This is a genomic window from Pseudomonas sp. GD03944, assembly GCF_029839275.1.
GTDB lineage: Bacteria > Pseudomonadota > Gammaproteobacteria > Pseudomonadales > Pseudomonadaceae > Aquipseudomonas.
The window spans coordinates 252,103-276,295 of the sequence record NZ_JAOCAH010000006.1; the positions used below are offsets into that span (position 1 = coordinate 252,103).

The window sequence follows — 24,193 nt, forward strand, 5'->3', positions numbered from 1 at the left end:
TCGGCAAATCAAGGACTTTAGTGCCCCTCCGATCTTGGCATACGCATTGCGATACACAGCGCGCGTCCAGTCTGCCCAACACGGACTGTACCGGCATCGATTCGCTGCAAGATGCCGGCTCACTACACAACGAATACGACGGCCGAACCCGTTCGAGCCGTTCAGACACTGCGATAAAAATAAAGGAAACATGCATGTTCAAGTCGATCTTCGCCACGGCCGCCTGCGCCCTGGCGCTAGGCTCTATTGGCGCCCATGCTGCAGATCCACAAGGCCCGATCACCATCAAGTTCGCCCACGTCGTGGCAGACAACACGCCCAAGGGACAAGGGGCGCTGATGTTCAAGCAACTGGTCGAGGAACGCCTGCCTGGCAAGGTCATCGTCGAGGTCTACCCCAACTCCTCCCTCTATGGCGATGCCAACGAGCTGGAAGCGCTGCGTAACAATGACGTGCAGCTGCTGGCCCCATCCCTGGCCAAGTTCGAGCAATACACCAAGCAACTGCAGGTGTTCGACCTGCCCTTCCTGTTCGACGACCTCGAAGCGGTCAACCGCTTCCAGAAGCGCGCCAAGGGTCGCCAGCTGCTGCGCTCCATGGAAGACCAGAACATCGTCGGCCTGGCCTACTGGCACAACGGCATGAAACAGCTGTCGGCCACCAAGGCCCTGCAGGACCCCAGTGATGCCGCCGGCCTGAAGTTCCGCATCCAGCCGTCCGGGGTGCTCGAGGCCCAGTTCGGCCAGTTGGGCGCGCAAACCCAGAAGATTGCCTTCAAGGACGTCTACGCCGCCCTGCAGAGTGGTCAGGTACAGGGCGCGGAAAACCCCTGGTCGAACATCTACAGCCAGAAGATCCACACCGTTCAGCCCTTCGTCACCGAGAGCAACCACGGCGTGCTGGACTACATGCTGGTGAGCAATGCGCGCTTCTGGTACGCCATTCCGCACCAGATCCGCACCGAACTGGAAGGCATCATCGACGAAGTCACCTACACGGTGAACAAGCAGGCCGAAGCCGCCAACCAACAGGATCGCCAGCGCATCGAAGCCGCCGGCACCACCAAGGTCATCACCTTGACGCCTGAGCAGCGCGAAGCCTGGCGGGCCGCCATGCGCCCGGTGTGGCAGCAGTTCGAAGGGGCGATCGGTGCCGACGTGATGAAAGCGGCGCAAACGGTCAACCGCAAGCAGCGCAACTGATCGTCGCCCTACGTCGTGGCCGCTGAGCGCGTATTACCCGTGATACGCCAATAGCTGGCGGGGCTGAAGCGCCAGGTCACGACGAGCATCACCAGGATACACAGCAGCATCAGCACCCAGGTGGCATGGAAGCCACCGGTCTGCTCCCGCAACCAGCCGCTGGCCGATGGCGCCACGGCATTGATCAGAAAACCGATCCCCTGCACGAACGCCGCCAGCTGCCCCGCTTCCCGCGGATCCGGCAGATGATCGAGGGCCAGGATCAGGCACAGCGCAAAACACGCCCCCAGGCCGAAGCCGATCAACGCCACCCACAGCAGCGGCGCCACCTGTGGCACCCACAGCAGCCCGGCGAAGCCCACCACCTGCAGCACCAGGCTGACACTCAGCAAACCACGGCGCTCGCGCCCGCGCTGGGCCAGGGCCGGCATGCTCAGGGCCGCCAGCACCTGGAACACTGTCATCAAGGCCAGCAGCGCGCCGCTGTCCGCCGGGCTCCAGCCCAGTTGCTGGTAGTAGGCCGGCAGCCAGGCCACCACCGTCATGTAGCCGCAATTGCTGAAACCGAAATACAGGGCCAGCAGCCAGGCCCGGCGGTTGCGCACGAAGCGCGACAGGCCCTGGCCCGGCACCCGCGCCTGCACCGCCTGCCAGGGCGTCTTCAGCCACACCAGCAGGGTCACCAGCGCCGGCAATCCCCACACCCACAGCCCCACCTGCCAATGCCCGCTGGCGCTCGCCAGGTGCGGCCCGATCAGCGCCGCCAGGCCACCGCCGCCCATCAGCGCCGCCGAATACAGGCCCATGCACAACGCGACCCGGGTGCTGAAGCGGCGCTTGATCATGCCCGGCACCAGCACCTGGATCAGCGCGATGCCCACCCCGCCAAGCAAGGCGCTGCCCAGCAGCAGGTGGCCGTCGGCGATGAAGCCCCGTGCCGCACAGGCCAGCACGATGCACAGCAGGCCCAGGGCGATCCCGCGCCCCTCCCCCAGCCGCCCTTCGATCCAGGCCCCGCACAGCGCCACGATGCCCATGCAGACCACCGGCAGCGTGGTCAGCAAGGCGGCGGCCTGGAAACCCAGGCCGGTGCTGCTGCGGATATCGCCGAGCAAGGGGCTGATCGAGGTGAGCATGGGCCGCAGGTTGAGCCCGAGCATGACCAGCAGGAGGATCCAGCCGAGCAACCGCCAGCGGCTGCCGGGCCCTACCGACGCCGCCATCAGCTGGTGTGCGCGCTGGAGTCGGCCGACGCCGTGGCGATCGCCTGGATGAACTCATCCGCCGGCAGCGGGTGCCCCAGCAGGAAGCCCTGCAGGGAGTCGCAGCCGAGTTCGGTGAGGAAGTCCTGCTGGCGCGGGGTTTCCACCCCTTCGGCGACGATCCGCAGGTCCAGCGCCTGGCCCAGGGCGACGATCGCCGAGATGATCGCCGCATCGTCGCTGTCGTGCTCCAGGTCGCGGACGAAACCGCGGTCGATCTTCAGCTCGTTGGCCGGCAGGCGCTTGAGGTACAGCAGGCTGGAGTAACCCGTGCCGAAGTCGTCGATGGACAGGTCAACGCCCATGTCCGCCAGGCGCTGGAGCACCTGCAGGCTGGCATCGGCGTCGCTCATGGCGGTGGTTTCGGTGATTTCCAGGGTCAGGCAGTTGGCCGGCAGTTCGTGCATCGCCAGGGCATTGGCCACGCTGTCTACCAGGCTGGCGTGGCAGAACTGCAGCGCCGAAAGGTTCACCGCCACCCGCCAGTCGCGGTAGCCCTGGTCGTACCACTGGCGCATCTGCCAGCAGGCCTGACGCAGCACCCAGTCGCCGATGGGGATGATCAGGCCGGTCTTCTCCGCCAGGCCGATGAAGCTGTCCGGCGGCATCAGGCCGTGCACCGGGTGCTGCCAGCGCAGCAGCGCCTCGGCGCCGATCGGGCGGCCGTTGCTGGCCTCGAACTTGGGCTGGTAGTGCAGGCAGAACTGGTTGTCGTCGAGGGCCGAGCGCAGGTCGTGCAGCAATTGCAGCTGGTTGCGCGCGTTGGTGTTCATCGACACTTCGAAGAAGCTGTAGCCGTTCTTGCCGGCGCTCTTGGCGTGGTACATGGCGGCGTCGGCGTTCATCAGCAGGGCCTGCTGGTCGTTGCCATCGCCGGGGTACAGGGCGATGCCGACGCTGGTGGAGACCCGCAGCTGGTGGTCGGCCACCACGAACGGCTGGCTGATCAGGTTGACGATCTGCCCGGCGACGTTGGCCGCGTCGTTCGGGTCGCCCAGCTCGGCGAGCAGCACGAATTCGTCGCCGCCGACCCGCGCCAGCGTGTCCTGGGCCCGCAGGTTCTCGCGCAGGCGCTGGCCGACCTCGCGCAGCAGCAGGTCGCCGACGTGGTGACCGAAGGCGTCGTTGATCGGCTTGAAGCCATCCAGGTCCATGAACATCAGCGCGAAGTGCCCGCCATTGCGCGAGACCTTGAGCATGGCCTGCTCGATGCGGTCCTCCAGCAGCAGGCGGTTGGGCAGCCGGGTCAGGGTGTCGTGCAAGGCCAGCTGGGTCAGCTCCTGGTTGGCCTCTGCCAGGGAGTGGGTCAGTTGCGCCGTGCGCGCCTCCAGGCGGGCATCCAGCACCGAGGTGAGCAAGGCGATGCCCAGCACCGCCAGGGTGGTGATGACGATCAGGCTGGCCATCCAGCGGCCGTCCAGGCCCACCAGCGCGGCGCCGCACACGCTGCCCTCGGGGAAGTTCGCCGCGGCCATGCCGGTGTAGTGCATGCCGACGATCGCCACGCCCATGATCAGCGCCGCCCCGCCCCGGGCCACCCGCACGTAGGGGGTGTTGCGGCGCAGACGGAAGGCGATCCACAGGGCCGCGGCCGAGGCGCCGACCGCGATCACCAGCGACGCGCCGAACAGCAGCGGGTCGTACTCGATCCCCGGCTGCATGCGCAGCGCCTCCATGCCGATGTAGTGCATGGCGCTGATACCCGCGCCCATGGCCACTGCGCCCAGCAGCCAGTGCCAGATCGGCATCTGCGGCTGGCTCACCAGCCACAGGGCGAACCCCGAGGCGAGCATGGCAATGGCCAGGGACAACAGGGTGATGCTCAGGTCGTAACCGAGGGGAATCGGCAGGCTGAAGGCCAGCATGCCGACGAAGTGCATGGACCAGATGCCGATGCCCATGGCCACTGCACCGCCGCCGATCCACAGGGGGACCGCGCGGCCACTGGCGGTCGCGATGCGCCCGGCCAGGTCCAGCGCCGTGTAGGACGCAAGGACCGCCACACCCAGTGAAATCAACACCAGTGAGAAATCGTAACTACCAATCAGCATCGCTATTCTCGGAAAGCGCTGTCGCGTGGTCTCTGCGATCCAGTCTAGCCCCGTGCGGGCGCACCGGGCTGCCAATGCCTACATCCGTGTTGCGCTCATGGCCCGAGCAGAGCACCCGCGCGCAGCATCACCACGGCAAGTGCGGGCGATCTTAGCGAAAACTGCCGCTCATCGTTACTGAAAAACCAGCTGACCAGGTGGTCAGCTTAATTTTCCGTCTCGGCCTCGCGCTCGGCGTCGATCAGCTGTGCTTCCTGCCAGCCTCCGCCAAGGGCGGCGATCAGCTGGACGCTGGCGGTCAGGCGGCTGCCCAGCAGCGTGAGCGTGGTGCGCTCGTTGCTCAGGGCCGTGGCCTGCACGTTGACCACGCTGTTGAAGTCCACCGTGCCGGCCTTGTACTGGTTTTCGATCAGGCGCAGCGACTCGCGCGCCGCCTCCAGGGCCTGCTGCTGCACCACGGCCTCCTGCTCCAGTACGCGCAACTGCACCAGGTAGTCCTCCACCTCGCGGAAGCTGTCGAGCACGGCCTGGCGGTACTGGGCCACGGTCTGGTCGTAAGCCGCTTCGCTGCGCTCCACTTCAGCGCTGCGCGCGCCGCCGTCGAACAGGGTCAGGGCCAGGTCGGGGCCCACGGACCAGAAGCGGTTGGGCAGGTTGATCCAGTCGGCGAAGCTGCTGCCGCGGTAACCGCCGCTGGCGGAAAGGGTCAGGTCCGGGTACCAGGCGGCCTTGGCCACGCCGATCTCGGCGTTGGCGGCCATCACCCGGCGCTCGGCCGCGGCGACATCCGGGCGGCGCTCCAGCAACTGCGACGGCAGGGCCACGGGAATCTGCGGCAAGGCCGGCAGGGTTTCGCGCACGGCGATGCTCAGCTCGCTCGGTGGCACGCCGATCAGCACTGCGATGGCGTGCTCGAGCTGGGCGCGCTGCCATTTCAGGTCGATGGCCTGGGCTTCGGTGCTGCGCAGCTGGGTCAGGGCCTGGCTGACGTCGGATTTCGGCACGATGCCGGCCCGGTACTGGTTCTCGGTGAGTTTCAGCGAGCGTGCATAGGCGGCGACGGTGGCGTCGAGCAGGCGCTGCTGGTCGTCCAGCACCCGCAGTTGCAGGTAGTTCTGCGCCAGTTCGGCCTGCAGGCTCAGCTTCAGCGCGGCCAGGTCGGCGGCGCTGGCCTCGTAGGAGGCGCGGCTGGATTCCAGCGAGCGGCGCAGCTTGCCCCAGATGTCCAGTTCCCAGGCGGCGTTGATGCTCAGGTCGTAGCTCTTGGAGATGCTCGCCGCGTTGCCGCCGCTGACGCTGAAGCCGTCGGAGGTGGTCACGGTGCTGTCGCCGCCGCCCTGCCCGGCCCGGGTCACCCCGGCGCTGGTGGACAGCGTCGGGTAGAACGACGCCCGTGCACCGCGCACCAGGGCGCGGGCCTGGCGGTACTGGGCCTCGCTGGCGGCCAGGTTCTGGTTGGAGACATTGAGGCGGCCGACCAGGCCGTTCAGCTCGCCGTCGCCATACAGCTCCCACCAGGCACCGCGGGCCATGGCGTCGCTGGGCACGGCCACGGTCCAGCCCTCGATCTGCTTGAACTGGGCCGGGGTGCTCAGGTCCGGGCGCTGGTAGTCCGGGCCGATGGCACAGGCGCTCAGCGCCAGCCCCAGGGCGAGCACGGTGAACAGGCGGGCAGCGGGCAAATGGTTCATAGCGGGGTTTCCAGAGCAGCGTCGGTGCGCACGCCGCGCCAGCGGTTGACGCGGTGGCGCAGGCGGTCGAAATAGAGGTAGACCACCGGGGTGGTGTAGAGCGTCAGCAACTGGCTGAGGATCAGCCCGCCGACGATGGTGATGCCCAGTGGCTGGCGCATTTCCGAGCCTTCGGCGGTGCCGAGCATCAGCGGCAAGGCGCCGAGGATGGCGGCCAGGGTGGTCATCATGATCGGCCGGAAACGCAGCAGGCAGGCCTGACGGATCGATTCCTGCGGGCTCAGGTGGTCGTTGCGTTCCAGTTGCAGGGCCAGGTCGATCATCAGGATCGCGTTCTTCTTGACGATGCCGATCAGCAGGAACAGGCCCAGCAGCGAGATCAGGCTGAACTCGGTGTTCAGCAGCTGCAATGCCAGCAAGGCGCCGACGCCGGCCGACGGCAGGGTCGAGAGGATCGTCAGCGGGTGCACGTAGCTCTCGTAGAGAATACCCAGCACGATGTACACCACCACCAGCGCCATGAGGATCATCCACGGCTGGTTGTCCTGGGTCTGCTGGAAGGCGCCACCGGTGCCGCCCATCATGCCCTGCACCTCGGTGGGCAGGTTGAGCTCGGCCACCGCGCGTTCGATGGCCGCCGTGGCCTGCTCCAGGCTGACGCCTTCGGCCAGGGCGAAGCCGATGTTCTCCGCGGCGAACTGGCCCTGGTGGTGCACCCGGTCTTCTTCCAGGCTGCGTTCCCAGCGAGCGAAGGTCGACAGCGGCACCCGCGCGCCCTCGGCGGTGATCAGCTGGATCTGGTCCAGTACCTCCGGGTGCTGGGCGTACTGCGGGTTGATTTCCATCACCACGCTGTACTGGTTCAGCGCGTCGTAGATGGTGGAGACCTGGCGCTGGCTGAAGGCGTTGTTCAGCACCCCGGTGATCATGTTCATGTCCACACCCAGGCGCTTGGCCATGTCGCGGTCCACCACCAGGCGGATCTGCTGGGCGCCTTCGGCCTCGGCGGCGTCGATGTCGGTCAGTTCCGGCAAGGCGCGCAGGGCTTCACGCACCCGCGGCAGCCACTGGCGCAACAGATCGAGGTCGCCGGAGAGCAGCATGTATTCGTTTTCCGAACTGCGCCCCTCGCGCCCGCCGATCTGCAGGTCCTGGTCGGCCATCAGGAACATGCGCCCGCCCGCCACCTTGGGCGCGTCGCGGCGCAGGCGGTTGATCACGTCCTGGGCCGAATCGCTGCGCTCGGCGATGGGCTTGAGGCGCACGATCATGAAGGCGTTGTTGATGCCCCCGCCGCCGCCGACGAAACCCGCCACGCTGTCCACCGCCGGGTCCGCGAGGACCGCACGGCGGTAGATTTCCATCTTCGGCTGCATGACCTGGAACGACAGGCCGTCATCGCCACGGATGAAGCCGATCAACTGGCCGGTGTCCTGCTGCGGCATGAAGGTCTTCGGCACGCTGACGAACAGGAACACGTTGAGGGCGATGGTCGCCAGCAGGCTGAACAGCATCAGCAGCGCGTGGTTCAGCGCCCAGTCCAGGCTGCGCTGGTAGAACGCCAGCACCCGGGTCTGTACCCGCTCGCCGAACCGCGCCAGGGCATTGGGCTTGCGCTCGTGCTCCTCGGCCTTGAGCCAGCGGGCGCAGAGCATCGGGGTGAGGGTCAGAGACACCAGCAGGGAAATGACGATGGCCACCGCCAGGGTGATGGAGAACTCGCGGAACAGCCGCTCGACGATGCCGCCCATGAACAGGATCGACAGGAACACCGCCACCAGCGACAGGTTCATCGACAACAACGTGAAGCCCACTTCCCTTGCACCTTTGAAGGCCGCCTGCATTGGCGTTTCGCCCGCCTCGATGTGCCGGGAAATGTTCTCCAGCACCACGATGGCGTCGTCCACCACCAGGCCGGTGGCGATGATCAGTGCCATCAGCGACAGGTTGTTCAGCGAGAAGCCCAGCAGGTACATCGCCGCGAAGGTGCCCACCAGCGACACCGGCACCGCCAGCGCCGGGATCAGCGCCGCGCGCCAGCGCCCGAGGAACAGGAACACCACCAGGATCACCAGGGCCACGGCGATCAGCAGGGTGTGCTCGGCTTCCTTGAGGGTGGCGCGGATCACCGGCGAGCGGTCCATGCCCACTTCCAGATCAACGCTGGCCGGGATCACCGCGCGCAGCGCCGGCAACTGTTCGCGGATGCTGGCGATGGTTTCGATGATGTTGGCGCCGGTCTGCCGGTTGATGACCATCAGCACCGCGCTGCTGTCGTTGTAGAAGCCGCTGTTGTAGCGGTCTTCCACGGCGTCGCTGACGGTGGCCACGTCGCCCAGGCGCACCGCGGCGCCGTCCTGGTAGCGGATGATCATCGGCACGTAGTCGGCGGCCTTCGCCAGCTGGTCGCTGGCCTGCACCTGCCAGTGCCGGTCGGCGTCTTCCACCGCGCCTTTCGGGCGCTTGGCGTTGGCCTCGGTGATGGCCTGGCGCACGTCGTCCAGGGCAATGCCGTAGTGGTCGAGCAGGCGCGGCTCCAGGGCCACCCGCACCGCCGGCAGCGAGCTGCCGCCGATCTGCACCTCACCCACGCCGGTCACCTGGGACAGCTTCTGCGCCAGGATGGTCGAAGCCACATCGTATAGCTCGCCCTTGTCCAGCACTTCGGACGACAGCGACAGCACCATGATCGGCGCCTGGGACGGGTTGACCTTGCGGTAGGTGGGCATGCTGCGCATGCCGCTGGGCAGCAGCTGGCGCGAGGCGTTGATCGCCGCCTGCACCTCGCGGGCGGCGGCGTTGATGTCACGGTCCAGGTCGAACTGGATCATGATCCGCGTGCTGCCCTGGCTGCTGCGGCTGTTCATCTGGCTGATGCCGGCAATGGTGCCCAGGGAGCGTTCCAGCGGCGTGGCCACGCTGGAGGCCATGATCTGCGGGCTGGCCCCGGGCAGGCTGGCCTGCACGGTGATGGTGGGGAAATCCATCTGCGGCAGCGGCGCCACCGGCAGCAGGCCGAAGCTGACGCCGCCCAGCAGCATGATCGCCAGGCTCAGCAGCAGCGTGGCGACCGGCCGCCGGATGAAGGGAGCGGACAGGTTCATGGGGTGACCACGACGCCCGACGCGCTACGGCCGGTCAGGCGACGGGCCAGGCGGTCGAAGTACAGGTAGATCACCGGCGTGGTGAACAGCGTCAGGATCTGGCTGAGCAGCAGGCCGCCGACCATCACCAGGCCCAGGGGCTGGCGCAGCTCAGCGCCGGAACCGGACGCCAGCATCAGCGGGATGGCACCGAACAGCGCCGCCAGGGTGGTCATCAGGATCGGCCGGAAGCGCAGCAGCGCCGCCTGGTAGATCGCCGCCTCGGGCTGCATGCCCTGGTGCCGCTCCGCCTCCAGGGCGAAGTCGATCATCATGATCGCGTTCTTCTTGACGATGCCGATCAGCAGGATGATGCCGATGATCGCGATCAGCCCCAGGTCGTTACCGGTCAGCAGCAGCGCCAGCAAGGCGCCGACGCCGGCCGACGGCAGCGTCGAGAGGATGGTGATCGGGTGGATGAAGCTCTCGTAGAGCACGCCCAGCACGATGTACATGGTGACGATGGCCGCCAGGATCAGCAACAAGGTGCTCGACAGCGACGCGCGGAACGCCTCGGCGGCGCCCTGGAAGCGGGTCTGCACCGCTTCCGGCATACCGATGTCCTGTTGCACCTGTTCGATCACCGCCACCGCATCGCCCAGGGCCACGCCGTCGGCCAGGTTGAACGACAGGGTCGCGGCCGGGAACTGGCCGATGTGGTTGATCAGCAGGTTCGCCGCGCGCTCTTCGATGCGCGCCAGTGACGACAGCGGCACCTGGGTGCCCCCGGCCGTGGCCACGTGGATCTGGTGCAGCGCCGCCGGGCCGATGCGGCCGCCATCGGCGCTTTCCAGCACCACGCGGTACTGGCTGGCCTGGGTGTAGATGGTGGAAATCTGCCGCTGACCGAAGGCGTCGTACAGCGCGTCGTCGATGTCACTGACGCTGACCCCGAGGCGCCCGGCCAGATCGCGGTCGATGTGCAGGTACACCTGCAAACCGCGGCTCTGCAGGTCGCTGGCCACGTCGGTGAGCTGCGGTTGCTGGCGCAGGGCATCCACCAGCTTGGGCACCCACTCCTGGAGCAGGTCCTGGTCCGGCGACTCCATGCTGAACTGGAACTGGGTGCGGCTGACCCGGTCCTCGATGGTCAGGTCCTGCACCGGCTGCAGGTACAGCTCGATGCCGCTGAGTTTGGCCAGTTCGGGGCGCAGGCGCTCGATCACTTCGCTGGCGGTGACGTCGCGCTCGGCATGGGGCGTGAGGTTGATCAGCATGCGCCCGCTGTTGAGCGTCGGGTTGTCGCCGTCCACGCCGATGTAGGACGACAGGCTGGTTACCGCCGGGTCGCGCAGGATCACCTCGGCCAGGCGCTGCTGGCGCTCGCTCATGGCGCCGAAGGAAATCGACTGCGGCGCCTCGGAAATCCCCTGGATCACCCCGGTGTCCTGCACCGGGAAGAAGCCCTTGGGCACCGCCAGGTAGAGCACCACCGTCAGCGCCATGGTGCCGACCGCCACCAGCAGCGTCAGCGGCTGGTGCTTGAGCACCCACTGCAGGCCGACGCCGTAGCGCTCGATCATGCCGTCGATGAAACCGCCCGCCGCGTGGTAGAAGCGCCCTTCTTCCTCGGGTTTCTCGGCCTTGAGCAGGCGCGCGCACATCATCGGGGTCAGGGTCAGGGAAATGACCAGGGAAATCATGATCGCCACCGCCAGGGTGATGGCAAACTCGCGGAACAGGCGCCCCACCACGTCGGCCATGAACAGCAGCGGGATCAGCACCGCGATCAGCGAGATGGTCAGCGACACCAGGGTGAAACCGATCTGCTTGGCGCCCTTGAGCGCCGCATTGAGCGGCGTCTCGCCCTCTTCCAGGTGCCGGGCGATGTTCTCCAGCATGACGATGGCGTCGTCCACCACGAACCCCGTGGCGATGGTCAGTGCCATCAGCGTCAGGTTGTTGATGGTGAAACCGGCCAGGTACATCACCCCGAAGGTGCCGATCAGCGACAGCGGCACCACGATGGACGGAATGATCGTGGCCGACAGCTTGCGCAGGAACAGGAAGGTCACCATCACCACCAGGGCGATGGCCAGCATCAGCTCGTGCTGAACGTCGCGCACGGCGGCGCGGATGGTTTGGGTGCGGTCGGTCAGCACCTTGACCTCGACACTGGCCGGCAGGCCCTCGGTCAGGTGCGGCAGCAGGGTCTGGATGCGATCGACCACGTCGATGACGTTGGCCCCGGGCTGGCGCTGGATGTTCACCAGCACCGCCGCGTTGAGGTCGGCCCAGGCGGCCAGGCGCTCGTTCTCGGCGCCATCGACGATCGACGCCACATCCTTCAGGCGCAGCGGCGCACCGTTGGCGTAGCTGATGATCAGCTCGCGGTATTCCTCCGGCGACTTCAGCTGGTCGTTGGCGTCCAGCTGCGAGACCCGGGTCGGGCCATCGAAGTTGCCCTTGGGCTGATTGACGTTGCTCGCGGTGATCAGCGAACGCACGTCGGACAGGTTGAGGCCATAGGCGGCCAGGGCTTCCGGATTGACCCGGATGCGCACGGCCGGGCGCTGGCCGCCGGCCAGGCTGACCAGGCCGACGCCGGTGGTCTGTGCCAATTTCTGTGCCAGGCGCGTGTCCACCAGGTCATTGACCTCGGGCAGCGGCAGGGTCTTGGAGCTGATGGCCAGGGTCATCACCGGGGTGTCCGCCGGGTTGACCTTGTTGTACACCGGCGGTGCCGGCAGGTCGTTGGGCAGCAGGTTAGTGGCGCCGTTGATCGCCGCCTGCACTTCCTGCTCGGCCACGTCCAGGGCCACGTCCAGGTTGAAGCGCAGGGTGATCACCGAGGCGCCGCCGGAACTGGTGGACGACATCTGCTTGAGCCCGGCCATCTGGCCGAACTGCCGTTCCAGGGGCGCGGTGACCGCACTGGTCATCACGTCCGGGCTGGCCCCCGGGTAGAGGGTCATGACCCGGATGGTCGGGTAATCCACTTCCGGCAGCGCCGATACCGGCAGCAGGCGGTAAGCGATCAGGCCGCTGAGGAAGATCGCCACCATGATCAGCGTGGTGGCGACCGGCCGCAGGATGAACAGGCGGGAGGCGTTCATACGTCGTCTTGCGCCAGCGGGCTGTCGGTCGGGGTCGGGGCCTGGCCTTCGCCCAGCACCTCGACGGCGGTGTCGTTGCGCAGGCGGTCGGTGCCTTCGATCACCAGGCGTTCACCGGCCTTGACCCCCTCTTCGATCAGGGTGACTTCGCCGTTGCTCGGCCCGGCTTGGACCGGACGGATCTGCACCTTGTCGCCCTCGCCCACCACGTAGACGAAGGTGCCGTTGGCGCCGAACTGCATGGCGGCCGCCGGCACCACGGTCACCGCTTCACGGGTGGTGACGCGCAGGCGCACGTTGATGAACTGGTTGGGGAACAGCATCTGCTCGGCATTGGCGAAACGCGCCTTGAGCTTGACCGTGCCGGTGGTGGTGTCGATCAGGTTGTCCAGGCTGTCCAGCTCGCCTTCGGCCAGCTTGATGCGGTCGGTGCGGTCCCAGGCCTCGACCACCAGCTTGCGCTCGCCACGGAACTGCTGCAGCACGGCCGGCAGTTCGGCTTCCGGCAGGGTGAACATCACCGAGATCGGCAGGGTCTGGGTGATCACCACCAGCGGCAGCTCGTCGCCGGAGCTGACCAGGTTGCCCACGTCCACCTGGCGCAGCCCGAGGCGGCCGTCGATGGGCGCGCGCACTTGGGTGAAGCCGAGGTTCAGGCGTGCTTCGGCGACCGCCGCCTGGTTGCCCTTGACCGTGCCCCGGTACTGGTTGACCAGGGCTTCCTGGGTGTCGAGGGTCTGCTTGGCGATGGAGTCTTCTTCATACAAGCCGCGGTAGCGCGCCAGGTCGATCTCGGCGTTCTTCAGCTGGGCCTGGTTTTCCTGCAGGGTGCCCTGGGCCTGTTGCAGGGCCACTTCGAAGGGGCGCGGGTCGATGACCGCGAGCAGATCACCGGCCTTGACCTGCTGGCCTTCGGTGAACAGCAGCTTGACCAGTTCGCCGTCGACGCGCGGGCGCACGTTCACGGTGTTGTAGGCGGTCACGGTGCCCAGGGCCTTCAATTCGATCGGGAAATCGGCCTCACGCACGGTGCTCACCCGCACCGGCACGGCGGCATTACCCCAGAACCCTGGCTGCGGCGCCGGTTTGCTCGGCCAGAACCACCCGATCATGACGATGACCAAGGCCAGCAGGAGCAGGCCGATGAACCACTGACGTTTGCTGGATGGGGTGCCGGGCGTTGTGTTTACTTCAGACATGAGCCAAATCGCTTCCTGTGAGGAGCGTGAACGATAAGGACTCCTCGACATGAAGCAAAGCCTCTTTACCCCCTATTTACCTATAGAAGCAATTTAGCCCGGGAAAAGGACCGCAGGCACCCTGCCAGCATCTCTACCGCGCGCCCGGCAGACGGTTTTCTCCCGGCACGGCCTCGCCGACGGCCGGCCTAGAGAATGACCGGGTGCTCCGCCTGCCCCTGCGCCGCCACCTCCGTGGCGAACAGCTTGCCGGCGTGGGGTTCGGCCGCGAGCGAATCATCCTTGAGCCCGACCCGGGCCGAGGTGGCGAACAGCGTCGACAGGCCCGGTCCCCCGAAGGCCGGGCAGGATACCTGCGTTGCCGGGAACGCCACGGCCTGCAGAAAGCGGCCTTCGCTGTCGTAGCAGGCGACCCGCGAAGCCCCCCACTGCGCGCTCCACAATCGTCCCTGGCTGTCGACCACCGCCCCGTCGGGGTTCAGGCCCGCCACGCGGCCATTGATGAACGGCTGTGGCTCGCCGCTCGGCCAGCCGTGCCGCTCATCCAGGGGCTGTCGCCAGATCTGCTGGCGGGCCGTATCGGCGAAGTAGGCGTAGCGCCGATCGGGCGAAAAACACAGGGCATTGGAGATGCTGATGCTGGCGAACAGGCGCCTCAGCTCGCCCCGGTAATGGCGGTAGATGGCCCCGGCCTGCGCCTCGGCGTTGAGGCCCATGGTGCCGATCCAGAAGCCGCCCCAGGGATCGGCGCGACCATCGTTGGAACGGGTCAGCGGGTTGTCCGCTTCCAGGGCACAGACGGTCTGCCGTGCTCCACTGTTTAGGTCGAAGGTAAAAAGCGCCGTTTCGCTGGCGATCAGCAGCACGCTGTCATCCACCCAGCCCGCGGCGGACACGCGCGTATCGAATACCCATTCCAGCGGCTGATCGCCCTGCTGGCTGAGCAGCCGTCGCCCGAGAATATCGAACCAGAACAGCTGCTCGCGCCGCGGGTGCCAGAACACCCCTTCGCCCAGGGTGCAGGGCCGTGCATCGGCAATCCGTGCACTGCTGTCAGTCGAATGCTCAGTCATGCCTGGACTCCCCGCTGATATGCGCATGGGCAGCGGCCAGACCCGCCAGGGTGACGCGCTCGGCGCTCACGGTCAGCGCCGTCACGCCCAGGGTGTCGAGGGCGTGACGGTAACGCTCGGCCGCTTCGCCGTCGCCGATGACACAGACCCGCTGGCCGCGCCAGCGCTCATCCAGCGCCACCAGTTCCTGGCCGATCAGCAGCCCGGACAGCCGAGCGCGTGCGGCACCCGGCGCCAGGCCGTCGAGCAGGCCCTCGGCACGCAGGCCGAACAAGGCGCCGACCAGCCGCTGCGCCGGCCCTGCTCCCGCGTGCAGCCCGGCATCGAACGCCTGGCGGTCCAGCGACTGATGATCCTGCGCTTGATCCGCCTGCATGCCGTGGCGCAGCACCGACTGCTGGCTCAGCAAGGCGAACAGCTCACCGGTCATGAATGTCTGGAACGCGACGACCTGCCCCGCTCGCACTTCAACCCACTTGCTGTGCGTGCCCGGCAGGCAGACCACACCGCTGTAATCGGCCTGCTCGGCGAGCAGACCGGCGATCTGGGTTTCCTCACCCCGCAGCACATCGGCCGGCGCGCGCTGGCACAAGCCCGGGACGATCGAGACGCGCAGGCGTCCATCCTGCACCTCGGGCCGGACCATTCGCGCCACCGCCTGGGGCGCACAGGGCACCTCGGCATAGGGTGCCTCGCGCCAGCCCTGGCGCGCCCCGACCATGCCGCAGGCGATCACCTCGATGACCCGCCCGTCCTCCAGCCAGTTGCCGATCAATTCGAGCAACGCGCCTTCGAACTGCTCCGGCGCCAGGCTGCTCATGCCCCGCGCCGACGATGCACGCTGCAGGACCTCCCCGCTCTCCGCGACGGCCCACGCCCGCACCTGGGACGTGCCCCAGTCGACGGCAATCCAACTGATCGCAGCCCGGCGGATCGCCGCCCGGCTGATCGCAGTCCGGCTGATCTCGGTCATTCCAGGTGCCCTCCCGCGCGGCTCAATGGCTGTCCTTGGGAATGCCGGCACCGCGGCAGCCCTTGAGGAAATCGAAGTCCGCACCGCTGTCGGCGCCCTGAACGTGGTCGTGGAACAGCTTGATGTAGCCGCTGGTGGGCGGCTCGATGGTCGGCTGCCACTCGGCCAGGCGCCGCTCCAGCTCGGCGTCGGAAATGTCCAGGTGGATACGCCGTGCCGCCACGTCGAGTTCGATCATGTCGCCGTTGCGCACCACCGCCAGCGGGCCGCCGGCCGCCGCTTCCGGTGTGGTATGCAGCACCACCGTGCCGTAGGCGGTGCCGCTCATCCGCGCATCGGAGATGCGCACCATGTCCGTGATGCCCTTGCGCAGCACCTTGGGCGGCAGGCCCATGTTGCCGACCTCGGCCATGCCCGGGTAACCGCGCGGGCCGCAGTTCTTCAGCACCATCACGCAGTGTTCGTCGATGTCCAGGCTCTCGTCGTTGATCTTCGCCTTGTAGTCGTCGATGTCCTCGAACACCACGGCGCGGCCGCGGTGCTGCAGCAGGTGCGTTGAGGCGGCCGACGGTTTGAGCACCGCCCCGCGCGGCGCCAGGTTGCCGCGCAACACGGCGATCCCGCCCTTGGCGGTGAGTGCCCGCTCCACCGGGCGGATGACGTCATCGTTCCAGTTGCGCACGTCCTTGACCTCGTTCCAGAGGGTTTCGCCGGACACGGTCAGCGCGTCCTTGTGCAGCTTGCCGCCCTCGCCGAGCATGCGAATCACCACCGGCAGGCCACCGGCATAGAAGAACTCTTCCATCAGGTATTTGCCCGAAGGCATCAGGTTGACCAGGGTGGGAATGTCCTGGCCGAGGCGATCCCAGTCGTCCAGGGTCAGGTCGACCCCGACGCGGCCGGCGATGGCCAGCAGGTGGATTACCGCGTTGGTCGAACCGCCGATGCTGCCGTTGACCCGGATGGCGTTCTCGAAAGCCTGGCGGGTCATGATGTCGGACGGTTTCAGGTCGTCCTTGACCATCTGCACGATGCGCCGCCCGGTGAGGTGCGCCATCACCCGGCGGCGGCTGTCCACCGCGGGGATCGCCGCATTGCCGGACAGCGCCATGCCCAGGGCCTCGGCCATGCTGGCCATGGTGCTGGCGGTGCCCATGGTGTTGCAGGACCCGGGCGAACGGGACATCGACTGCTCGGCTTCGAGGAAGTCCTCGCGGCTCATCTTGCCGGCCTTGATGTCTTCCGACATCTGCCACAGCGCGGTGCCCGAGCCGACCCGCTCGCCGCGGAACCAGCCGTTGAGCATCGGCCCGCCGGACACCACGATGGCTGGGATGTCCACGCTCGCCGCGCCCATCAGCAGCGCCGGGGTGGTCTTGTCGCAGCCGGCCAGCAGCACCACGCCGTCCAGCGGGTTGGCGCGCAGCGCCTCCTCGACATCCATGGCAGCCATGTTGCGGTACATCATCGCGGTCGGGCGCAGCGAGCTTTCGCCCGCGGAGAACACCGGGAACTCCAGCGGCAGGCCGCCGGCTTCGTAGATGCCGTGCTTGACCCGTTCGGCCAGGTCGCGCAGGTGCGCGTTGCAGGGGGTCAGCTGCGACCAGGTGTTGCAGATGCCGATCACCGGCCGGCCGTCGAACAGGTCCGCCGGCAGCCCCTGGTTCTTCATCCAACTGCGGTGGTAGATGTGGTCACGCGAGTCGCCGCCGAACCACTCGGTGGAGCGCAGTTTGCGGGGCCAGGCCGCCGGTTTGAAGCTCATACCCAACCTCCATCAACGATGAAATTCTGCGCCGTGCACATCGCCGCCGCGTCAGACGCCAGGAACAGCGCCATGTCGGCGATGTGTTCCGGCAGTAACTGGCCCGGCATGCACTGGTTCTTGCGAATCTGTTCCTTGGCCGACTCGTCGACCCACATGGCTAGCTGCTTCTCGGTCATCACCCAGCCCGGCACCAGGGTGTTGACGCGGATGCGGTCCTTACCCAGGTCCCGCGCCAGGCCACGGGTCAAGCCGTGCACGGCGGCCTTGCTCGCGGCGTACACCGGGTAACCGGCCGACGCCATCATCCAGCCGACCGAGCCGAAGTTGATGACCGAACCGCCGCCGGCCTGGCGCATCATCGGCACCACCGCCTGGGTGGCGAAGGTGGCATGGCGCAGGTTGACGGCGATCAGGTTGTCGAAGCGCTCGGCACTGATCGAATCCAGGGCGTGGCGGACATCGTTGGCGGCATTGTTGAGCAGCACGGTGATCGCCCCGAGCTGCTCGGCCACCTTGTGGATGGCGGCCTGGTAGGCCTTGATATCGGTGATGTCGCAGCGCAGGAAGCGCACCTGGTGCCCGGCCTCGTTCAACTGGCTGGCCAGCGCAGTGCCGTGCTTGTCGTCGATATCGACGAAGGCGGTCCGTGCGCCCTGGCGCGCGAAGGCCTCCACCAGCGCCCGGCCGATGCCGGTGGCGCCACCGGAAATCAGCACGGTGCGCCCGGCCAGGTCCGCGTATAGCGCCTTGCCTGGAGTCAGATTCTGGCTATTCATGGCGTGTCACCTCAGCGGGATTTGTTCTTGTTGACCACGTCGAAGATCACCGCGGCCAGCAGCACCAGGCCCTTGATCACCTGTTGCCATTCGATGCCGATCCCCAGGATCGACATGCCGTTGTTCATCACCCCCATGATCAGGGCGCCGATCACCGCGCCGATGATCTTGCCCACGCCACCGGACATCGATGCACCGCCGATGAACACCGCGGCGATCACGTCCAGTTCGAAGGACACACCGGCCTTGGGCGTGGCCGTGTTCAGCCGCGCGGCGAAGATCAGCCCGGCCAGGGCGGCGAGCATCCCCATGTTGACGAAGGCCAGGAACGTCAGGCGCTCGGTGTTGATGCCCGAGAGCTTGGCCGCCTTGACGTTGCCGCCGATGGCGTAGATACGCCGGCCCAGCGTGGTGCGGTTGGTCAGGAAGGTGTAGGCGCTGATCAGCATGGCCATGATGATCAGCACGTTCGGCAGGCCGCGGTAAGTGGCCAGCAGGTAGGCGATGTAGACGATGGCGCCGGCGATCAACGCATTCTTGATGGAGAAGAACACCGCCGGTTCGTCGACGATGCCGTAGCGCTTGGCGCGCCGCCGGGCACGCACCGCCAGGTAGACGATCAGCCCGGCGGCCAGCACGCCGAGCACGATGGCGGTGACGTTCGGTCGCTTGACGCCGAAGATGTCCGGGATGAAACCGTTGCTCATCAGCTGGAAGCTGCTGGAGAACGGGCCTATCGACTGGCCATCCAGCACCGCCAGGGTCAGCCCGCGAAACACCAGCATGCCGGCCAGGGTGACGATGAACGAGGGGATCTGCCAATAGGCGATCCAGTAGCCCTGGGCCGCACCGATCAGGCAGCCCATCAGCAGGCACACCGGCACCACCACCGAGGTCGACCAGCCCCACTGCACCATCATCACCGCCGCGGCGGCGCCGACGAAGCCGACCACCGAGCCCACCGACAGGTCGATGTGCCCGGAGACGATCACCAGCAGCATGCCCAGGGCCATTATGATGATGTAGCTGTTCTGCAACAGCAGATTGGTGAGGTTCACCGGGCGCATCAGGGTGCCGTCGGTCAGCACCTCGAACAGCGCCATGATGACCACCAGCGTCAGCAGCATGCCGTAGTCGCGCACGTGGCTTTTCAGGTGGCCCAGCAACGACGGGCCAGCCACCGGGGCGGTTTCGCCCGCGGGGGCGGCCTGCATTTTGGTTTCCATTGCGTTCACCTCGCTCACGCCTTGACGATCATCGACATGATCTTTTCCTGGCTCGCGTCTTCACGGGCCAGTTCGCCCAGGAAGGCGCCTTCGTTCATTACGTAGATGCGGTCGCACATGCCCAGCAGCTCGGGCATTTCCGAAGAAATGATGATCACGCCCTTGCCGTCGGCGGCGAGCTGGTTAATCAGGCTGTAGATCTCGAACTTGGCGCCGACATCGATGCCCCGGGTCGGCTCGTCGAGGATCAGCACCTCGGGCCGGGCGAACAGCCATTTGCTGAGCACCACCTTCTGCTGGTTGCCGCCGGACAGGTTGAGCACCTTCTGGAACACCCCGGGCGTGCGGATGCGCAGCGCCTCGCGGTACTGCTCGGCGATGCGCCGCTCCTCGTGCTCGTCGATCACCCCGTGGTTCGACACGCCATCCAGGTTGGCCAGGGTGGTGTTGCACAGGATGCTCTCGTCGAGCACCAGGCCAAGGGCCTTGCGGTCCTCGGTGACATAGGCGATGCCGTTGTCCACGGCGCGGCGCACCGTGGACACGTCGATTTCCCGGCCACGCAGGTGCACGGAGCCGGAAATGTTGCGCCCGTAGCTGCGGCCGAACACGCTCATCGCCAGCTCGGTGCGCCCTGCCCCCATCAGCCCGGCGATGCCGACCACTTCACCGGCCGCCACACTGAGGTTGACGTTGCGGATCATCTGCCGGGAGGCCGACTCCGGGTGCCAGACGTTCCAGTCACGGATTTCCAGCAGGGTTTCGCCGATGTCGGGGACGCGCTCCGGGTAGCGGTTCTCCATGTCGCGGCCGACCATGCCGCGGATGATGGTTTCTTCGCTGACCGCCTCGGTGTGGCAATCCAAGGAGCTGACCGAGGCGCCGTCGCGCAGCACCGTGATGCTGTCGGCCACGCGGCTGACTTCGTTGAGCTTGTGGGAAATCAGGATCGAGGAAATCCCCTGGGCGCGGAATTCCAGCAGCAGGTCGAGCAGCTTCTGGCTGTCGTTCTCCTGCAGCGCGGCGGTGGGCTCGTCGAGGATCAGCAGCTTGACGTCCTTGGCCAGCGCCTTGGCGATCTCCACCAGCTGCTGCTTGCCCACGCCGAGCTTCTCCACCGGCGTGGTGGCGATTTCGTCGAGGCCGACCTTTTTCAGCAGCACTTCGGTGCGCTGATAGACCTCGGGCCAGTCGATCACGCCGTTGCTGGCGATCTCGTTGCCCAGGAACAGGTTCTCGGCGATGGACAGCAGCGGCACCAGCGCAAGCTCCTGGTGAATGATGATGATCCCTTCGCGCTCGCTGTCGCGGATGCCGCTGAACGCCAGCGGCTTGCCTTCGTAAATGATCTCGCCTTCGTAGCTGCCATGGGGGTAGACGCCGCTGAGCACCTTCATCAGGGTCGATTTGCCGGCGCCGTTCTCGCCGCACAGGGCATGGATCTCGCCCCGACACACCTTGAGGTTGACGTTGTTCAGGGCCTTCACCCCGGGGAACGTCTTGGTGATGCCGCGCATGTCCAGAATGGTCTCTTGCTGCATGGCCTGTATCCGCCCGCAAGGCACGCCCCCACCGCAGCGGGCGCGCCATGCTCAGGTAAACGAAAAAGGTGGAGGGCCGGCAGCGCGGGACACTGCCGGCGGCGCGCTTACTGGAACTGATCCTTGCGGTAGTAACCGCTGTCGATCAGCACTTTTTCCCAGTTGCTCTTGTCGACCGTGACCGGCTGCAGCAGGTAGGCCGGCACGACCTTCTTGCCGTTGTCGTAGGTCGTGGTGTCGTTGATCTGCGGCTCACCGCCCTCGAGCAGGGCCTTGACCATGCCGACGGTCACTTCGGCGAGCTGGCGGGTGTCCTTGAAGACCGAGGAATACTGCTCGTCGGCGAGGATGGATTTCACCGACGGCACTTCCGAATCCTGGCCGGTGACGATTGGCATGGGCATGTCGCCCGAACCATAACCGACACCTTTCAAGGATGAGAGAACACCGATGGAGATCCCGTCATAGGGCGACAGCACGCCGTCGAGGCGCTCCTTGGTGTAGTTGGCGGACAACAGGTTGTCCATGCGCGACTGGGCGGTGGCGCCGTCCCAGCGCAGGGTGCCGACCTTGCCCATGCCGGTCTGCCCGGACAGGATCTTGATCTCGCCCTTGTCGATCAGCGGCTGCAGCACCGACAGGGCGCCGTCGTAGAAGAAATAGGCGTTGTTGTCGTCCGGCGAACCGCCGAACAGCTCGACGTTGTACGGGCCCGGGCCGCGCGCCTGCATGCCCTTGACCAGGGATTCGGCCTGCAGCACGCCGACCCGGGTGTTGTCGAAGGTGGCGTAGTAGTCCACGTACTCGCTGTCGCGGATCAGGCGGTCATAAGCGATGACCTTGATGTCCGCGGCATTGGCGTTTTCCAGGGCGTTGGTCAGGGTGGTGCCGTCGATCGCCGCGATGACCAGGACATTGACGCCCTTGACCATCATGTTTTCGATCTGCGAGACCTGGGTGGGGATGTCGTCTTCGGCGTACTGCAGGTCGGCCTTGTAGCCGGCCTTCTCCAGTTGCTTGACCATGTTGTTGCCATCGTCGATCCAGCGGGCGGACGACTTGGTGGGCATCGCGATACCCACGAACCCCTTCTCGGCGGCCCCGGCGGAGGCGGCGCTCAACAGGCTGGCGCCCACGGCCATCGCGGCCACGAGCTTACGGACAGTGTTCATCAGCTTCTCCTGGGCGACGCCTGCGGCATGCCTGGGCACACGCGACATCGCAGTTATTGTTGTTCGTTCGGCGAAGAGCTTTCAAAGCAGGTCTGAAGATAGAAGCAGCTGCGCATATCAATCAAATTCAAATTCCGCTCACAGCCATACCACTATTGGTATATGAGCAATCGACAAGCACCCCGCCGCGTCGCAGAATCGGCCCAACGCCTCAATAACAACAACAGAGTGAGCGCCACGATGGACATCGGCATCGCCCGGCACCTGAAGATTCCCCAATTGCGCCTGATCGCCGCCATCGCCGAGCATGGCCAGCTCGGCCTCGCGGCCGATGCGCTGACCGTGACCCAGCCAGCCGCCTCGCGCATGCTGGCGGAGATCGAACACACCCTCGGTGCCCGGCTGTTCGAGCGCCACGCCAAGGGCATGGTGCCAACCCTGATCGGCCGGGCCCTGGCGCAGCGCTCGCACAACATGCTGGTGGAGCTGCGTGACCTGGCGCAGGACGTCGAGGAACTCAAGCGCGGCGAAGGCGGCAGGACCACGGTGGGGGCCGTGACCGGGGCGGCGGTGGGCTTCGTGATCCCGGCGATCCGCCAGCTCAAGGCGATCTCGCCGCGGGCCGAGGTGCACGTCAACGTCGCCGCCAGCGATGTGCTGGTGCATGACTTGGCCACGGGCAAGAACGACTTCGTCCTCGCCCGCCTGCCCCACGGCGTCAACCCGACGGACTTCGAGATTTTTCCGGCACGCACCGAAACCATCAAGCTGATGGTTCGCCAGGATCATCCGCTGGCCAACGTGGATCAGGTGACGCTGCGTGACCTGTCGCCCTACGAATGGGTCATGCAGAGCCACCGGGCGCCGATCCGCGAGGCGATGGAAACGGCTTTTCTGAACGCCGGCGCGCCCCTGCCGACCAACATCACCAACACCACCTCGCTGCTGGCGATGATCGCCATCCTGGTGTCGTCCTCGGCCATCGCGCCCCTGGCCAGCGAGGTGCCGGACCTGCTGCTGGGCGACCAGGTGGGCGCCAAGCTCAAGGTCCTGCCGCTCAACGTGACCATCGAGATGTCGCCGTACTACCTGCTGCTGGTCAAGGGCCGCCAGCTCTCGCCGGTCGCCAACCGCCTGCGCCGGCTGGTGATCGCCGCCCTGGGCAAACATTGAGTACCGGTTGACGATCAGCCGTGCATTGGGTGGTGCGGATACGGCCGAAACGTGGCGCGAGCAGCCATTCGTCATGGGCGGCTCGTGTGGCCAATTGGTGGGCTGAAGCCCACCCTACAGCGCTTGCGTAACCCCGTAGGGTGGGCTTCAGCCCACCAAAACCGAGTATCAGCCTCCACCGACTAGCGCCACACCAGCCCGCAGAAACGAAAACGGCCTGCAGAGCAGGCCGTTTCGGGGCATTGCGAGAGCTTACTTCAGCACGGCCAGGGCGGCGTCGTAGTTCGGCTCGCTGCCGATTTCCGCAACCAGCTCGCTGTGCAGGACTTTGTCGTTCTCGTCCAGCACCACCACCGCACGGGCGGCGACGCCGGCCAGCGGGCCGTCGGCCAAGGCCACGCCGTAGTCCTTGAGGAATTCGGCACCGCGCATGGTCGACAGGTTCACCACGTTGTCCAGGCCTTCGGCACCGCAGAAGCGCGCCTGGGCGAACGGCAGGTCGGCGGAGACGCAGAGCACCACGGTGTTGTCCAGCTTGCTGGCTTCGGCGTTGAACTTGCGTACCGAGGTCGCGCAAGTCGGGGTGTCGACACTCGGGAAGATGTTCAGCACTTTGCGCTTGCCGGCCAGGCTGCTCAGGCTGATGTCGGCCAGGCCGGCACCGACCAGGTTGAAGGCCGGGGCTTGCTGGCCGACTTGGGGCAGTTGGCCGGCGACGTTGACCGGGTTACCACGCAGGGTGACTTGAGTCATCGGGATGTCCTCTCGTTATTGGGGTGAGTTGTTCGGGTAGAAACGGATACGGCAGCGGCGCGCAGAAACCGCGGCAGCCGCGCCTGGAGAGCGCCGATGCTAGCACGGCTGTTTGCCAGGTTGGTGACGGCGCC

16 protein-coding genes are annotated in these 24,193 nt (G+C 66.6%); 2 read left to right on the forward strand and 14 right to left on the reverse strand.

Annotation, left to right across the window (positions count from 1 at the left end; translation table 11 throughout):
* The first annotated feature begins 194 nt into the window (after positions 1 to 194).
* Positions 195 to 1,202 carry a TRAP transporter substrate-binding protein gene (locus N5C28_RS12285; RefSeq protein ID WP_279822608.1) on the forward strand — a complete coding sequence of 336 codons (1,008 nt, stop codon included), beginning with the start codon at positions 195 to 197 and terminating at the stop codon, positions 1,200 to 1,202.
* Positions 1,203 to 1,210: 8 nt separating this feature from the next.
* Here the strand turns inward: N5C28_RS12285 and N5C28_RS12290 are convergent, their stop codons facing one another.
* The 13 genes from N5C28_RS12290 to chvE all read right to left on the reverse strand — a co-directional run bounded on the left by N5C28_RS12290 (position 1,211) and on the right by chvE (position 22,133).
* Complete coding sequence (locus N5C28_RS12290; protein ID WP_279822611.1) at positions 1,211 to 2,425, reverse strand: CynX/NimT family MFS transporter; 1,215 nt, start codon at positions 2,423 to 2,425, stop codon at positions 1,211 to 1,213.
* Positions 2,425 to 4,515: an EAL domain-containing protein gene (locus tag N5C28_RS12295; protein WP_279822612.1), complete on the reverse strand. Its 2,091-nt coding sequence runs from the start codon at positions 4,513 to 4,515 to the stop codon at positions 2,425 to 2,427. The genes N5C28_RS12290 and N5C28_RS12295 overlap by 1 nt, the downstream gene beginning before the upstream one ends.
* A 206-nt stretch (positions 4,516 to 4,721) precedes the next feature.
* Entirely contained in the window at positions 4,722 to 6,206 is a 1,485-nt protein-coding gene (locus N5C28_RS12300; RefSeq protein WP_279822613.1) for an efflux transporter outer membrane subunit, read from the reverse strand.
* On the reverse strand, positions 6,203 to 9,310 hold the full coding sequence (locus N5C28_RS12305; protein ID WP_279822614.1) for a multidrug efflux RND transporter permease subunit: 3,108 nt from the start codon (positions 9,308 to 9,310) through the stop codon (positions 6,203 to 6,205). The genes N5C28_RS12300 and N5C28_RS12305 overlap by 4 nt, the downstream gene beginning before the upstream one ends.
* Positions 9,307 to 12,405, reverse strand: coding sequence for an MdtB/MuxB family multidrug efflux RND transporter permease subunit (locus N5C28_RS12310; RefSeq protein ID WP_279822615.1), 3,099 nt, complete (start codon positions 12,403 to 12,405; stop codon positions 9,307 to 9,309). Before N5C28_RS12310 ends, N5C28_RS12305 begins: the two co-directional genes overlap by 4 nt.
* Positions 12,402 to 13,604: an MdtA/MuxA family multidrug efflux RND transporter periplasmic adaptor subunit gene (locus tag N5C28_RS12315; protein ID WP_279822616.1), complete on the reverse strand. Its 1,203-nt coding sequence runs from the start codon at positions 13,602 to 13,604 to the stop codon at positions 12,402 to 12,404. Before N5C28_RS12315 ends, N5C28_RS12310 begins: the two co-directional genes overlap by 4 nt.
* Positions 13,605 to 13,792: 188 nt before the next feature.
* The gene (locus N5C28_RS12320; protein ID WP_279822619.1) at positions 13,793 to 14,677 is read right to left on the reverse strand and encodes an SMP-30/gluconolactonase/LRE family protein; all 885 of its coding nucleotides are present in this window, start codon (positions 14,675 to 14,677) and stop codon (positions 13,793 to 13,795) included.
* Positions 14,670 to 15,650 (reverse strand): 2-dehydro-3-deoxygalactonokinase, encoded by a 981-nt coding sequence (locus tag N5C28_RS12325; RefSeq protein WP_279822621.1) that lies wholly within the window; start codon positions 15,648 to 15,650, stop codon positions 14,670 to 14,672. The genes N5C28_RS12320 and N5C28_RS12325 overlap by 8 nt, the downstream gene beginning before the upstream one ends.
* A 22-nt stretch (positions 15,651 to 15,672) precedes the next feature.
* Positions 15,673 to 17,415, reverse strand: coding sequence for an L-arabinonate dehydratase (gene araD, locus N5C28_RS12330; protein ID WP_279822622.1), 1,743 nt, complete (start codon positions 17,413 to 17,415; stop codon positions 15,673 to 15,675).
* Positions 17,412 to 18,194 carry an SDR family NAD(P)-dependent oxidoreductase gene (locus tag N5C28_RS12335; protein ID WP_279822623.1) on the reverse strand — a complete coding sequence of 261 codons (783 nt, stop codon included), beginning with the start codon at positions 18,192 to 18,194 and terminating at the stop codon, positions 17,412 to 17,414. The genes araD and N5C28_RS12335 overlap by 4 nt, the downstream gene beginning before the upstream one ends.
* A gap of 11 nt (positions 18,195 to 18,205) precedes the next feature.
* Positions 18,206 to 19,420, reverse strand: coding sequence for a multiple monosaccharide ABC transporter permease (mmsB, locus tag N5C28_RS12340; RefSeq protein WP_279822624.1), 1,215 nt, complete (start codon positions 19,418 to 19,420; stop codon positions 18,206 to 18,208).
* A gap of 14 nt (positions 19,421 to 19,434) precedes the next feature.
* Positions 19,435 to 20,961 (reverse strand): multiple monosaccharide ABC transporter ATP-binding protein, encoded by a 1,527-nt coding sequence (gene mmsA, locus N5C28_RS12345; protein ID WP_279822625.1) that lies wholly within the window; start codon positions 20,959 to 20,961, stop codon positions 19,435 to 19,437.
* A gap of 107 nt (positions 20,962 to 21,068) precedes the next feature.
* On the reverse strand, positions 21,069 to 22,133 hold the full coding sequence (gene chvE / locus N5C28_RS12350; protein WP_279822627.1) for a multiple monosaccharide ABC transporter substrate-binding protein: 1,065 nt from the start codon (positions 22,131 to 22,133) through the stop codon (positions 21,069 to 21,071).
* 240 nt (positions 22,134 to 22,373) lie between these two features.
* Here chvE and N5C28_RS12355 point away from each other — a divergent pair, with 240 nt between their 5' ends.
* The gene (locus tag N5C28_RS12355; RefSeq protein ID WP_279822628.1) at positions 22,374 to 23,306 is read left to right on the forward strand and encodes a LysR family transcriptional regulator; all 933 of its coding nucleotides are present in this window, start codon (positions 22,374 to 22,376) and stop codon (positions 23,304 to 23,306) included.
* A 252-nt stretch (positions 23,307 to 23,558) separates the two neighbouring features.
* Here the strand turns inward: N5C28_RS12355 and tpx are convergent, their stop codons facing one another.
* On the reverse strand, positions 23,559 to 24,059 hold the full coding sequence (gene tpx, locus N5C28_RS12360) for a thiol peroxidase (protein ID WP_279822629.1): 501 nt from the start codon (positions 24,057 to 24,059) through the stop codon (positions 23,559 to 23,561).
* Positions 24,060 to 24,193 lie beyond the last annotated feature (134 nt).